Source organism: Pararhizobium sp. O133 (assembly GCF_051669845.1).
In the GTDB taxonomy this organism is placed as follows: Bacteria; Pseudomonadota; Alphaproteobacteria; order Rhizobiales; family Rhizobiaceae; genus Pararhizobium.
On record NZ_CP196426.1, the window covers coordinates 2,256,756 to 2,270,020 of the forward strand.

The 13,265-nt window shown below is 60.8% G+C and carries 12 protein-coding genes; 6 read left to right on the plus strand and 6 right to left on the minus strand.

The features are described 5' to 3' along the window. Positions 1–29 precede the first annotated feature (29 nt). A complete protein-coding gene (locus ACST81_RS10810; protein ID WP_438753229.1) occupies positions 30–692 on the minus strand; it encodes a class I SAM-dependent methyltransferase in 663 nt (220 codons plus the stop codon). Next, complete coding sequence (locus ACST81_RS10815; RefSeq protein WP_438753231.1) at positions 689–1,939, minus strand: DUF3419 family protein; 1,251 nt, start codon at positions 1,937–1,939, stop codon at positions 689–691. The genes ACST81_RS10810 and ACST81_RS10815 overlap by 4 nt, the downstream gene beginning before the upstream one ends. Before the next feature lie 145 nt (positions 1,940–2,084). Between ACST81_RS10815 and ACST81_RS10820 the strand changes: the two genes are divergently transcribed. Then, positions 2,085–3,653: a putative bifunctional diguanylate cyclase/phosphodiesterase gene (locus ACST81_RS10820; protein WP_438753234.1), complete on the plus strand. Its 1,569-nt coding sequence runs from the start codon at positions 2,085–2,087 to the stop codon at positions 3,651–3,653. 195 nt (positions 3,654–3,848) lie between these two features. Then, positions 3,849–5,198 (plus strand): serine hydrolase domain-containing protein, encoded by a 1,350-nt coding sequence (locus tag ACST81_RS10825; protein WP_438753237.1) that lies wholly within the window; start codon positions 3,849–3,851, stop codon positions 5,196–5,198. A 41-nt stretch (positions 5,199–5,239) separates the two neighbouring features. Here ACST81_RS10825 and ACST81_RS10830 read toward each other — a convergent pair whose 3' ends face one another. The 4 genes from ACST81_RS10830 to ACST81_RS10845 all read right to left on the minus strand — a co-directional run bounded on the left by ACST81_RS10830 (position 5,240) and on the right by ACST81_RS10845 (position 9,240). Then, a complete protein-coding gene (locus tag ACST81_RS10830; protein ID WP_438753238.1) occupies positions 5,240–6,205 on the minus strand; it encodes a transglycosylase SLT domain-containing protein in 966 nt (321 codons plus the stop codon). Between the two features lie 115 nt (positions 6,206–6,320). Continuing rightward, entirely contained in the window at positions 6,321–6,956 is a 636-nt protein-coding gene (locus ACST81_RS10835) for a LysE family translocator (protein WP_438753239.1), read from the minus strand. Between the two features lie 105 nt (positions 6,957–7,061). Then, positions 7,062–8,276 carry a pyrophosphate--fructose-6-phosphate 1-phosphotransferase gene (locus ACST81_RS10840; protein WP_438753242.1) on the minus strand — a complete coding sequence of 405 codons (1,215 nt, stop codon included), beginning with the start codon at positions 8,274–8,276 and terminating at the stop codon, positions 7,062–7,064. Positions 8,277–8,364: 88 nt separating this feature from the next. Then, complete coding sequence (locus ACST81_RS10845; protein WP_438753243.1) at positions 8,365–9,240, minus strand: DMT family transporter; 876 nt, start codon at positions 9,238–9,240, stop codon at positions 8,365–8,367. A gap of 326 nt (positions 9,241–9,566) precedes the next feature. Here ACST81_RS10845 and ACST81_RS10850 point away from each other — a divergent pair, with 326 nt between their 5' ends. The 4 genes from ACST81_RS10850 (at position 9,567) to ACST81_RS10865 (ending at position 13,201) form a co-directional block, all read left to right on the plus strand. After that, positions 9,567–10,271, plus strand: coding sequence for a TerB family tellurite resistance protein (locus ACST81_RS10850; protein ID WP_438753505.1), 705 nt, complete (start codon positions 9,567–9,569; stop codon positions 10,269–10,271). Beyond that, positions 10,268–11,032: an N-acetylmuramoyl-L-alanine amidase gene (locus ACST81_RS10855; RefSeq protein ID WP_438753244.1), complete on the plus strand. Its 765-nt coding sequence runs from the start codon at positions 10,268–10,270 to the stop codon at positions 11,030–11,032. Before ACST81_RS10850 ends, ACST81_RS10855 begins: the two co-directional genes overlap by 4 nt. Before the next feature lie 230 nt (positions 11,033–11,262). After that, positions 11,263–11,790: a lytic transglycosylase domain-containing protein gene (locus ACST81_RS10860; RefSeq protein WP_438753246.1), complete on the plus strand. Its 528-nt coding sequence runs from the start codon at positions 11,263–11,265 to the stop codon at positions 11,788–11,790. A 220-nt stretch (positions 11,791–12,010) separates the two neighbouring features. Beyond that, positions 12,011–13,201 (plus strand): NAD(P)/FAD-dependent oxidoreductase, encoded by a 1,191-nt coding sequence (locus ACST81_RS10865; RefSeq protein ID WP_438753248.1) that lies wholly within the window; start codon positions 12,011–12,013, stop codon positions 13,199–13,201. Positions 13,202–13,265 lie beyond the last annotated feature (64 nt).

Below are 13,265 nucleotides of genomic sequence, written 5' to 3' on the forward strand. Positions count from 1 at the left end.
GATCGTTACCCGGGGCTTGCGACTGTTGCTCAAGCCGGACGGCGGTAGACAAAGAGCCAGGCATAACCGCGGCCAACTGGCTTGAACTCGACCGCGTGGCCGGCCTGCGCCGCCTTCCTTTTCAGCACTGTGACGAGCGTCTTGCGCGGGGTGACATGAAAGCGTGTCAGCCAAGCCTGCAGGCCTCGCCGGAACAGGCGAGGCAAACGCTCCTGCTGGCCGAAATCGGCGATGTGCAGCGAGCCGCCGGGATTGAGCGCCGCAATCGCCGCGTCGATCGCCTTTTCCCAGTCCGGGATCATCGACAGGGCATAGGAGATGACGATCCGGTCGAAACCAGTCTGACCGAATTCCGACGGTGCAAAATCCGTGGCATCGGCGACCCGCAGGACTGTCCGGAGGAAGCCAGCCTTGTGCAGCTTCGCCTCGGCCGACATCAGCATTTCGGCGGAGATGTCGAGTCCGAAGAGCTGTGCCGCCGGAAAGCGGCTGCCGATCATCGCGAGGTTGCGGCCGGTGCCGCAACCGACTTCGAGCACGCTGCCGCCTGCAGGCATGTTTAGACCATGGATCATCGTGTCGCGGCCGAACAGATAATATTTTCGCGTCAGGTCGTAGAAATGGCGCTGGGTGCGGTACATCCGGTCCATGCGCTCGGCATGGCTGTCCTGTCCGTTGTCGATGGCAGTCATGCCATCTTCCGGTAGATGTGGAAGCCGCCATAGATCGCCGAGCGGTCCTTGAGGTTCAGCGCCTGCGACTGCTCGCCGTCATAGGACCACTGGGCGAGCAGGGTTTGCGACACGCGGCCTTCGAGAACACTGGCTTCGGCGGCCGTGCGAAAGATGACGATGGCGTCGTCTGCTGCGGTGCGGGTGATTTCCGTCCAAAGGTCGTTCAACTGCTTGTCGGTCATCCAGTCCTGCGCATCGAGCAGAACGTAGCGATCGACGGAGCCGGCCGTCTTTCTGGCCAGCAGTTCGGTGAAGCTCGCGTGATGGACATGCACGCGCTCGGCATTGTTGCGGATCGTCTCGTGGCGGCCGGCCTGCAGATAGACCGGCAGCTCGCCTTCGTGCGGCATGGGATACCGACGGGCAAACGCCTGCCACGTGAAATAGTTTTCCCGCAGGGGGAAGTGGCAGGAGAGCTTTTCCAGCCGCTGGCGCAACACGCCGGCAAGCGACTTCTCGTCGCTCAGGCTCGCCAGTTCATCGAATTGCTGCGGCGGAATGCCGAGACCGAACAGTGAGCTCTTGCGGCTGGTGATCCAGCGGATGACCGGACGGTCGAATAGTGGCGCGAGGCGCTCGTCGAAGAACTGGCGCTGTTCGCGCATCGAGCGGGCATTGGCAAGCTCGCTCGGATCCACGCCATGCAGGCGGGCGAGCAGGTGGCCAAGGCCAATGAAACGGCCGAGAAGGCCTGTGCGATAAATGTTCTTGCCGAAGACCCGGATGCGGCGCTGGCCGGTCAAGCCGCGGCTGTTCCAGTATTTCCGTGTTGCATCGTCGAGCTTCGGCGCGATGAAGAGGTCATAGGCCTGGACGTTGCTGGCAATGTCGTTGCGCGCCAGGAAGCGGACGATGTCCTGATGGCCGGGCAGATGACGGAAGGCGGCAAGCTTCAGCCGGTTCAGCGCCACATGGTGTGGATTGAGATCGACGACATCGATACGTTCCGGGGCAGCGGAGAGATAGGCCAGCATGTTGCAGCCGCCGGAGCCAATGGTAACGATATGGTGTTCCGGCCGGATCCGCATGGCGGCCATGTCGACGGCCGGGTCTTCCCAGATCTGCGGATAGACGAGGCCGGTGAAGAGAAGCCCGAAAAGTCGCTCAGACAGGCCATCAAAGCTCAGGGCCTTGTGCTGGATCAATGCGGTCTTGAGCTTCTGGTTCTTCTTGCCAAAGCCTGCATCTGGCGCGAGATCGGTCATGTCAGCCTGCCATCCGTTGACGATGCCGCGCTTCTAAGACGAGTCCGCTACACTTTGATGACGGTCTGAATATACAAATTCTCATCCATAAGATTTGATTAAGTGTGTCTGTGTTAGACAAGCCCATCCTTTTCGGGGCGCTGACATGATGTTAAAGTCTTTTCTGCCGAAATCGGAGCAGCGTCATGCTGCGGCGGGCGCGGCAATCGGGTCGCTCTTCCCGATCATTTGCACTTTTTACGACCGAATGACCGAGAGCGATTATGGCTTCTGGGGCAATGGTTCGGCGTCGATCGCCGTGAGCCTGATGCCGATTGTCTGCGGCGTGTTGTTTTATCAATGGGCATGCTCGCGCAACCGCCTGATCGCCGAGCTTCAGCAGCACCGCAGAACCGAGGAAGACTTGCAGCGCGTGGTTCACACAGACCAGCTGACGGGTATCTCCAACCGTTTTGCGCTGGAACGCGATATCCGCGAGAGGCTGTCGGCGACGACCAGGCCCGCCGATCGCACCGCTCTTCTCCTGCTCGACCTCGACCGATTCAAGTTCGTCAACGATTCCATGGGCCATGATGTCGGCGACGAGTTGCTGGTGGCGCTCAGCAAGCGGCTGATCCAGGCCGTGTCGGACACAGCGAAGGTTTACCGCCTGGGCGGCGACGAATTCGTCATCGTCATCGCCGAGGCGCCATCGGACGGCAAGATCGACGATATCTGCGCCACGATCAAAAGCCTGTTCTCCGAACCCTTCGATCTCTCCGGCGCGCAGTTCTGGACCGGCGGCAGCATCGGCGTCGCCTATATCGAGCCGGGCGACGAAACCATGTCGGCGGTGCTCAAGCGGGCGGACCTTGCGCTCTACAAGGCCAAGGAGATCGCCGGTAACAGTCACATGCTCTACGAGCCCGATATGGCGGCGGAAGCCTCGCAGAAGGGGGAGATGGAATATGATCTGTCCCGCGCGCTCGCCGCCGGCGAATTTTTCCTCGAATACCAGCCGATCGTCGGCATCGAAAGCCGGGCGATCCGCTCGTTCGAGGCGCTGATCCGCTGGCGTCATCCGGAAAAGGGCATCATCCCGCCGGATCTTTTCATCGCGTCCGCCGAAAGGACGGGCCTCATCCTGCCGATCGGCAATTGGGTCGTACGCACGGCTTGCCTCGAAGCCGCGCGCTGGCCGGCGCCGACGGGGATCGCGGTCAATGTCGCAGGCGACCAGTTCAAGGATCGTGCCTTCGTCTCGCATGTCAAGGCGTGTCTCGCAGAGGCGGGCCTCGCGCCCGGGCGCCTGACGATCGAGGTCACTGAATCGATCTTTCATGTCGACGCGGAGGTCGTCAGCCGGAGTTTGCAGGAACTGCGCGCCCATGGCGTGCGCGTTGCGCTCGATGATTTCGGCATCGGCTTTTCCTCGATCAACAATCTGAGGCGTTTCCCTCTTGACCAATTAAAGGTCGATCGTTCCTTCACGCGCTCCATGCTCGGTAACCAGCGCGACGCCGAACTGGTGGATATCATCTTGCAGCTTGGCAATACGTTCCAGGTCTCGACCACGATCGAGGGCATCGAAACCGAGGGACAGATGGAATTTGTTCGGGCGCTTGGTGCTTCGGAGGCGCAGGGTTTCCTGATTTCTCGGCCGGTTTCCGCCAACGACGCCTTCGCCATCCTGCAGCGCGAACCGGCAAAGCTCGCGGCGCGATCAATGGGTTAGAAACATTTCGCGCCAAAGTGATTGCCATAAAGCCTTTCTAAATGCGTGGAATCCTGTTTTTGTGGCCCCTTACAGTGCCGCGCGTCAAAACGATGCGCAGAGGTCGCTGTAAGACTTGAAAGACGCTGCATCATTTTATCCTGACATCGATCACGATTTAAGGAATTATGCTGTCGCGAAGCAGGGACGATGCGTATGCGCAGAAAATGGTTGTGGCTTGCGGGCTCGGTCTCGACAGCCATTGCGGGCGTTGTGGCCTGGCTCGTCGTGATGCCGCCGGAACTGCTGCGCGTCGGTGACGGCTATGCCGCCAAGATCGTCTGCTCCAATGTCTTTGTTGCCGGACGCGACCCGCAGGTCGTGCTGGCCGACGACGTCCAGGCACCGGGCCATCCGCTACTGCGCCTCGTGCGCATTTCCGTCGATGAGACCCGCAAGACCGTGACGGCGCGCATGTTCGGCTTTGCCGCGCCGGGGCATGCCATCTACCGCGAAGGACTTGGCTGCACCAATGTGACACAGGGCGAGTTCGCCGCATTTCCGGGTAACCGGCAACTCCGCCGTCGTGCGCAGCAGGTGGATGATTCCAAGCCCTGGCCAGATGGCAGCGGCACGGCGATCAATCCGGCGGTGCAGACGCTGGTGATGGATAAGCAACTGGCCGGTCCGGGAATGCGCGCCATCCTCGTGATCAAGAACGGCCGGATCCTGGCCGAGACCTATGCCGACGGTTTCAGCAGCGCGACGCCGCTGCTCGGCTGGTCGATGACCAAGTCGGTGACGGCGGCGCTGATCGGAATCCGTATTCGCGACGGAGAGATGGCGCTCGATCGCACCGAGCTTTTGCCGCAATGGCGCAATGATCCGCGCCACCAGATCACGCTCGCCGACCTGATGGCGATGCAGAGCGGGCTGCAGTTCAACGAGGACTATGGTGATGTGACCGACGTCACCCGCATGCTTTACCTTGAAGGCGACATGGCCGATTTCGCCGCGGACAAATCGCTCGAGGCAAAACCGGGCGAGCGCTTCAACTATTCGAGCGGCACCACGACGATCCTCTCGCGGCTCTGGATGGATACGTTCGGCAGCGTCCGCGAGGCACTGACCTTTCCGCGCGTGGCGCTGTTTAGGCCGCTCGGCATGACCAGCGCCGTACTGGAGCCGGACGCACACGGAACCTTCGTCGGTTCCTCCTACATGTATGCCACTGCGCGCGACTGGGGCCGGTTCGGCCTGTTCCTCCTGCAGAACGGCAACTGGAACGGCGAGCAATTGCTGCCGAACGGTTTCGTCGATTTCATGCGCACGCCGACCAAAGCGTCCAAAGGACGTTACGGAGCAGGGCAGGTCTGGACACAGTATGGACGTGATGGCGGCCCGGCTTTGCCGCCGGATGCCTATTGGATGCAAGGACATGACGGCCAGACGGTGATGCTGGTGCCATCCCTTGGTCTTGCCGTCGTGCGACTTGGGTTGACACCGTCGCGCAGCGGCTATGACGTGCGCGTCCTGGAGGCCAAAATAATAGAGGCGGTCAAATGACCGCCTCCAGAAAGTAAACTGCTTCCGCGAATTCGCCGGACTTATCGCATGCCGAGCGTATCGAGCAGGCCTTTGCGCTTGGCGTGGTAATAGTAGCCGCTGGCATAGAGCCTGACCGCGCCGTCATTCTGGTTGTCGGCCACCATCCAGGCGCCGGCCAGATATTTCGTCGCATATTTCAGGTTGGTTTCGGCATCGAACAGGCCTTCAGCCGGCCCTTCATAGCCAAGACCCTTGGCCGTGTTGTAGCGGATCTGCATCAAGCCATAGTTGCCGCTGTTGTAGGCGCGCGGATTGTAGGTGCTTTCGCGCTTGACGACGCGGTGAACCAGTTCTTCCGGAATATTGTTGAGCTTGGCGTAATAGGCGATCAGGCGATCGAGTTCCGGGCGGGAGCTTGTCGGCTTCTGGGTGATTCCCAAGGTGTCCGGAATAGCCTTCGCCATTGCGATAGCGCTCTGGCCGATCGACGGCTTCGGCATCGGTACGATCATGCGTTTGGCAACGAGCGTTTCGAGGCCGACCGGTTCGCCGGTGTCGAAATCCGACTCCATCGCGGCCATCATCACCATGCCCTGCGGAAGCAGCGGAGAGGTTTCAGTCGTTGCCGGCACAAGTGCATTGGCGGTTTCCGGAATGACGACGGCGGTTGCCGCCTGGACGCTTGCCGAAGCCTGCTGCGGCGTCACGAGCGCGTTGGCTGCCGATGGCGTCATGACTGCCGGCGTGGCCGTCGCGACCTGCGTCGTTGCCGTTTCGCCGGGCTTCATCATCGCGGTTTCGGCGGCAAGGGCGGCGGCTGTCGCGGCCGTGGCGCCATCCGGTGTGGGCAGTGCGTAAGCCGTCATTTCCGTTCCGGGCTTCGGCAGCGGGGTCACCGTCTGCACCGCCATCAGCTGTTCCATCGGCGTCCGCTCGACACTCGAGCAACCGCCAAGCAGCGTTGCCGAGATCAGGGCGCAGGCCGTAACGGCCGGTTTGTTAACGGAAAATCGGGTTTTTGCCATGCTGTCGCTTTCATGCTGGCAGGCAAATCATTGCCCGCAAATCAGCGGTCAAAAACCGCCATGCGCGAAACCTCATTAACCTATAGGGAAAACGATCGCAAGCCGGTGCCGCTTTTCACGTCGCCGTCCGCCTCAAACCGGCTGTCAGAAGCCCCGCGCCGACGAGCAAAGTACCGCCTGTCCGGTTGACGATCGCCTGTACTTTCGGCTTGCGAATAGTCTTGCGCGCGGCCGATGCCATGAGCGCGTAGGTCGTTGCATTGATGGTGGCAAGAACGAGGAATGTCGTCTCGAAAATCAGCATCTGATTGAACAGCGGACGGCTGAGATCGAGGAATTGCGGCAGGAAGGCCACGAAGAAAACGATGCTCTTCGGGTTCAGCGCCGTGACGATATAGGTGTGCAGGAAGATTCGCAGGGGCCGCTCGACCGGAGCGGCCATGGTGCCGTCGGCTGATTCCCGCGCAATGGGTGCGCGCCACAGCTTGATGCCGAGCCAGACCAGATAGGCGGCGCCGACCCATTTCAAGACGGTGAAGATCGCGGCCGAGGTGGCGAGCAGGGCGCCAAGGCCAAGCATGGAGGCTGTCATGGCGGTGAAATCGCCGAGCGCCACGCCGGCGACGGTGGCGCCAGCCGTCTTGCGACCATGGCCGAGCGCATAGGAAATGACGAGAAGGATGGTTGGGCCGGGAATCGCCAGCATGATGGCGGATGCCGCGACGAAAGCCAGCCAGTGTTCGATCGACATGAAAACGGCTCCGTTTGAACGTGGTCTTCGATCGAGGAAGCCATGCGCAAACGGAGCCGTCAAGTGTGATTTCCCGGATCGAAGTCCGGGACTATCCGGGAGAAATCAGCTGGCGTTCTTCCACGTCTGTCCGATGGCATCCATCACTTCGCCGAACCACTTGACCGAGGTGTCGAAGTGCTTGCCGCCCTTGATGCGCGGGAATTCGATCGTGCGCAGCTTGCCGTTCTGGTCTTCGTCATGGCCGGTGACGCCGGAGACCTTGTTGAGCGCGCTTTCGACCGCGAGATCGACCATGCCCTGGATCAGGCGCAAGTCATCGATATTGGCGGGAGCCGAGCGGGCATAGTATCCCGATTTCTGCACCATCGAGCGTTCGGCGCCAAGAAGGGCGGCAAACTGCTTGGAGAACCAGCCGCCGACATTGATCGTGTCGATCTTCACATGGCCGAACGCATCGCGCTTGACGGCTTCGCCGGCTGCTTCACGCTCGGCGACGACGGCGTCGAGGCAGGCACCTTCCGAGATGAACAGGGTGACGAAGCCGGTCTTGTCCATCGTCTCGCGCAGGCGTGCTGCTTCCGCTTCGAGATCGAACGCGGTCTCCGGCAGGTAGAGGCCATCGATATTCTTCATCTGGTGGTTCATCATGAAGCCATCGACGAATTCCCGGTCGTCGATATGCTGGATATAGGCGCGGGCGGTTGCGGCGGTCAGCCAGCCGCAATGGCGGCCCATGACTTCGTGCACGACCAGCGTCCGGGGTGCCGCACTCTGTTCGTTGCTGACATTGTCGAAGAACTTCGCGCCATATTCGGCCGCCGTCCATGCGCCCAGCGACTGGCGGATCGGCACGACGTCGTTATCGACTGTCTTCGGCAAGCCGACCACGGTGAGGTCGTAGCCATTGGCGCCGAGATAAGCGGCGAGATCGGCCGCGGTCGTGTTGGTGTCGTCACCACCGATCGTGTGCAGGATGGTGATGCCGTCGGCGGCCAGTCGTTCGGCGGCGACCCGCAGCGGATTCTGGCCTTCCTTGACGAGGCCACGCTTAACGCAGTCGGCGGTGTTGGTCAGCTTGACGCGGCTGTTGCCGATCGGCGAGCCGCCGTGGCGGTGCAGGACATGCGCCTTTTCGCGCATGTCGCGGGTGATTTCTATACGGTCGGCGAGCAGAAGTCCCTGATAGCCGGAACGATAGGCGACCAGTTCGATGTCCGGGGCGATATCCGTATAGCGTTCGATCAGGCCACCGACTGCGGAAGACAGGCAGGGCGCGAGCCCACCCGCGGTCAGCATTGCAACTTTCTGTTTGGCCATGGTTCCTCCTCAAGGGTATCGGCGGGATCGTTCGACGTTGTCTATCGCAATTCCCATGGAAGTTAAATGACATACAGAAGAGTGTGCGTCAGGCGATACGCGCCTTCCTGCCAAGCCAGACGATGAGGGCGACCGCCACCGCGAAACTGATCGTCGCGGGGCTGATCGCTTCGCCGACGAGCATGGCGGAGACGGCGAGCGTGACGAAGGATTGCAGCAATTGCACCTGCGCGACGCGGGCGATGCCGCCGAGCGCAAGACCTGCATTCCAGAAGACGAAACCGCCGAACATCGACATCAGGCCGAGATAGGCAAGCGCCCCCAGTTCGCTGTTGGTCGGCGCATGGACGCCGCTTTCCATGACCAGAAGCGTCGCGACGATAGACAGCGGCGCGGTGATGACCAGCGCCCAGGAAATGACTTCCCAGCCGGGAAGGATGCGCGAGACCTTTGCCGACAGAACGTAACCGAGCGAGGCGGTGACGGCGGCGAGGAACAACCAGAGATCGCCGGCCTGCAGATGGAAGCCGCTGTCGCGGATGGAGAAAAGGACGACGAGCGCCGCGCCCGCCAGACCATAGGCCCAGAAGGCCGGACCTGGCCGCTCTCCATCGACGATTGCCGCGAAGATCGAGGTCAGGAGAGGCAGGATCCCGAGAATGACACCGCCATGGCTTGCCGGAATGGTCTGCATTGCCGTGGTGGAAAAGATCGGAAAGCCGTAAACCACGCAGATGCCGGCGCCGAGCAGCATGCCGCCCTGTCCCTTTGGCCAACGCTTGCGCAACAGGATGAGTGTCAGCCCGGCGGCAACCGAGGCAATGACGGCACGGCCGAATGTAATGAAGAAAGGCGAAAACCCGCCAAGCGCGATATGGGTCATCGGCAGCGTCGCACCGAAGATGGTGACGCCGATCAGTCCGAGCACCATGCCCATGGCCTGCGGATGTGTCGAAATGCGCATGCGAACTCCGCAGCCGGATGTGAAGGATAGAGATGTTGCGCTCGCATCCGGAACCGTTTCCCGTCAAATTCATTTGCCTTATTGGATGATCACTGGCATGAATGCGCAGATAATGAGGTGCCATCACAAATTCGTCATTTGGCCCTCAGGTTTCGGATTGCCGCCTTGCAATAGATCCTGAACTCTGGTCATGCTGAAGACCGGAAGATTGTATTTTCAGATGACGATAGGGCCTTCGGCCAGACTGGTATCCCGCTCGGACACCCGGCCCCGGCGCATCGCCTAAACCTTTTGCTTATGAAGAGACCATGGGAAAGCACGTAGCCATATCGTTTTGGGACAGCATCCTCAGCATCGTCAACGCGACGGGCAATGCGCTCGCCGGTGTGGTCGAAGCGATTCGGACATTGTTCGAAGGCGATCCCGAAACCCGCCGCAAGGTGGCCTTTTCCGTCGCCATGATCGCGCTTTCGGCGAAGATGGCAAAAGCCGATGGCATCGTCACCGAGACCGAGGTCTCGGCCTTCCGCGATATTTTCAAGTTTCCCGACGACCAGGCACAGAATGTCGCACGGCTCTACAATCTCGCCCGCCAGGACGTCGCCGGTTATGAAGCCTATGCCGAACGCCTGGCGGCGCTTTGCGTTTCTTGCGAGCAGAACTGCCCCGTCCTCCAAGACATCATCGACGGCCTGTTCCATATTGCCAAGTCCGATGGCGCCGTGCACGAAAAAGAGTTGTCCTTCCTGATGCGCGTCGCGGAAATTTTTCAGATCAAGGAAGAGCGTTTCCAGGAAATCATGGCCCGGCATGTTCATGCCGGCAGCGATCCCTACAAGATTCTCGGCGTATCGCCGAAGGACGATTTTTCGCTCATCCGCAAGCGCTACCGTGTGCTGGTTTCGGAAAATCATCCGGACATGCTGGTGGCTCGTGGCGTGCCGGAAGAACTCCACGCGCTTGCCAATGACCGCATGGCCGCGCTCAATGCCGCCTACGAGGCCATCGAGAAAGAACGTCGCGCCGCATGACGGACTTCGCCTGCGACTATTCCGCCGCGCGCGTCGTGCCGTCGCCCAATCATGGGGAGCGGGTCGGCGTCCAGGCGCCGGACATGATCATTCTTCATTACACGGGCATGGAAACGGCGGCTGCGGCACTCGACTGGTTGTGTCGTGAAGAGAGCCAGGTTTCCAGCCATTATTTTGTCCACGAGGATGGCCGCGTCGATCAGCTCGTGCCGGAGAGCCGGCGCGCCTGGCATGCGGGCAAGAGCCTCTGGAAAGGTGAGACCGACATCAACTCACGTTCGATCGGCATCGAAATCGCCAATGTTGGCCACCCCGGCGGATTGCCGGATTTCCCTTTCGCGCAAATCCAAGCAGTCGTTGAACTGTGTCGAAACTGTGGCGAACGGTGGTCTATTACCCCTGAACGCGTGCTCGCACACAGCGATGTCGCCCCCATTCGCAAGGTCGATCCGGGCGAAAAATTCCCGTGGGCGACGCTGCATGCCGCCGGGGTAGGGCACTGGGTTGCGCCGGCCCCGATCGGCGGCGGCCGGTTCTTCCAGCGTGGCGATCAGGGCCAGCCCGTCGAGGCGGTACAGACCATGCTGTCGCTCTACGGCTACGGAATTGAAGTCACAGGCGTTTTTTGCGAGAAGACGGAAGGTGCCGTGGCCGCGTTCCAGCGGCATTTCCGCCCCGCCCAGGTCGACGGGATCGCTGATATTTCAACGCTCGATACGCTGCACCGGCTTCTGTCCGCGCTGCCGGATTTCAGCCTTTGAAAGGCCGCCGGAAACGTGTTTTCCGACAGGCTCTTTTTCCGACGATCTCACTAGTTTTGTGCGTTGCCACATCATCACCATGATGCGCGGGTCTTTTGCGGCCATACCAAACCGCAGGTGATTTGCACGGCTTCGGCCTTCTCCTGTTGATGATGAGAATCGGGATGTTTGACGGCAGGACGGGGTGCGTCCTCAACGTCATCGGCCCGGAATCGGAGACTTCAATTCATATGAGACTATCGAAACTTGCTGCGGCCGCGGCATGCTTCTGCATGCTGTTTTCCGGGGTTGAAACGTCGTATGCCGGGGGCAAAGACAAGACCATCACATCCGCCATTCCGTCGGCCACGCGCACGACGGGTTATCCGGTTCCGGATGTTTCCTTCAAAAATTCCGTTTATGCGGGCCTGATCCAGACCTATGCCAAGCAGTACGGCGTGCCGGTCGATCTCGCCCATGCGGTCATCAAGGTCGAAAGCAATTTCAATCCGAAGGCGCGCGGCAGCGCCGGTGAGATCGGCCTGATGCAGATCAAGCCCGCCACGGCGCGAATGATGGGCTATTCCGGCGGCAAGCGCGGCCTGTTCGATCCCGAGACCAACATCAAGTTCGGCATGAAATACCTCGCCGAGGCGCATGAACTGTCGGGTGGTTTCACCTGCGGCACGATCCTGCGCTACAATGCCGGCCATGGGGCCAAAAGGATGAACCCGGTGTCGCGCCGCTATTGCGGCAAGGTGCAGGCGATCATCAACTGAGGCGGACGATGCCGGCCTGCCGCATGATTCCTTAGATCGGAATCGATTCAAGGAGAAAATTATGCAGCCGATTTAAAGTGTTACAGCGACCTTTGCGCGTCATATTGGACGCGCGGCGCTGTAATGGTTTCGGGTTCTGTCCGGCATTTTTCCGATCCGAGGGTGTCAGCCTCGCTTCGCCGTGATATCTCCGCCTGATCGTTGCGGGGAATGGCGGATCATGGCGGAAACATTCGATTTTATCATTGTCGGCAAGGGCATGATGGGGGCTGCCGCCGCCCGGCATTTGGGCCAGAGCGGCGCCCGGATCGCGCTCATCGGCCCGGATGAACCGCAGGATTGGGAAAATCACCAGGGTGTTTTCTCCAGTCACTACGACAATGGCCGGATCACTCGGACGATCGATCCGGATCCCGTCTGGGCGCTTCTGGCGCAGCGGTCGATCGAGCGCTACGGCAGGATTGAAACCGAAAGCGGCATTGGCTTTTACAGCGAAGCCGGCTGCCTGATCACGGCACCCGCACCGGGCGGCGTGGATACCTATCTCGAACAGGTCATTGCCGCGCGCGACCGGCTGGGTGTCGAAGCACCCTTCATCGAAGCGAAGGACGTCGCTACCCGTTTCCCTTGGTTCCAGTTTCCGGAAGACTATTGCGGTGTTTTCGAACCGCGTAATGCCGGGCACATCAATCCCCGGGCGCTGGTTGAAGCGCAGGTCGTCCTCGCCGAAAAGGCCGGCGTCCGGGTGGTTCGTTCCGAGGTTTCGGCGGTGGTGCGCGTCGGCGCTGTCATCAATGTCCGGACCGTCGAGGGCAAGGTCTTCACTGCCGACCGTGCTCTGATCGCCGCCGGCGGCTTTTCCATTGCCAAGCCATTGCTGTCCCGGCCACTCGATCTCACCGTCAAGGCGCGCACCGTATTGTTCGCAGAGGTAGCCGAAGGGGACGTCGCCCGGTTTGCCCGCATGCCGTCGCTGATCGAGGCCGCTCTGGAGCAGGACCAGAGCTATTACCTCCTGCCGCCGATCCGTTATCCCGACGGCAAATTCTACATCAAGATCGGTGGTGACCCGAGTGATATCAACATTGGCAGCGAACCGGATGTGCGCGCCTGGTTCCGAGGCGCGGCCAATCGGACGGCGGCCGATCATATGGCGGGCCTCCTGTCGCGCGCCATGCCATCTCTCAAACCGGCATCGCTGACCTGGAAGCCCTGCGTCACCACGTTTACCCGCCATGGCTATCCCTATATCGGTTTTGCCGATTCGGACCGGGTCGCTGTCCTGACTGGCGGCAATGGCGCGGCGGCCAAGAGTTCGGACGAGATCGGCCGGCTGGGGGCCCTGTTGCTGCAGAACGGCGTGCTCGACGCGCCGGAATACGAGACGGATTTCGCGGTCTGCTTCCGGTAACAGATCGCATCGCTGAACCTTTTTGCTTTTGGCGCTGGCAATTGGCCGGAGGCTCGGTTATGCA

Bases quoted from the DNA above. Each gene is read 5' to 3' on its own strand.
- ACST81_RS10840 (WP_438753242.1), bottom strand. From the start codon at position 8,276: ATGGCCAAACAGAAAGTTGCAATGCTGACCGCGGGTGGGCTCGCGCCC.
- ACST81_RS10810 (WP_438753229.1), bottom strand. From the start codon at position 692: ATGACTGCCATCGACAACGGACAGGACAGCCATGCCGAGCGCATGGAC.
- ACST81_RS10820 (WP_438753234.1), top strand. From the start codon at position 2,085: ATGATGTTAAAGTCTTTTCTGCCGAAATCGGAGCAGCGTCATGCTGCG.
- ACST81_RS10825 (WP_438753237.1), top strand. From the start codon at position 3,849: ATGCGCAGAAAATGGTTGTGGCTTGCGGGCTCGGTCTCGACAGCCATT.
- ACST81_RS10815 (WP_438753231.1), bottom strand. From the start codon at position 1,939: ATGACCGATCTCGCGCCAGATGCAGGCTTTGGCAAGAAGAACCAGAAG.
- ACST81_RS10830 (WP_438753238.1), bottom strand. From the start codon at position 6,205: ATGGCAAAAACCCGATTTTCCGTTAACAAACCGGCCGTTACGGCCTGC.
- ACST81_RS10855 (WP_438753244.1), top strand. From the start codon at position 10,268: ATGACGGACTTCGCCTGCGACTATTCCGCCGCGCGCGTCGTGCCGTCG.
- ACST81_RS10865 (WP_438753248.1), top strand. From the start codon at position 12,011: ATGGCGGAAACATTCGATTTTATCATTGTCGGCAAGGGCATGATGGGG.
- ACST81_RS10860 (WP_438753246.1), top strand. From the start codon at position 11,263: ATGAGACTATCGAAACTTGCTGCGGCCGCGGCATGCTTCTGCATGCTG.
- ACST81_RS10845 (WP_438753243.1), bottom strand. From the start codon at position 9,240: ATGCGCATTTCGACACATCCGCAGGCCATGGGCATGGTGCTCGGACTG.
- ACST81_RS10835 (WP_438753239.1), bottom strand. From the start codon at position 6,956: ATGTCGATCGAACACTGGCTGGCTTTCGTCGCGGCATCCGCCATCATG.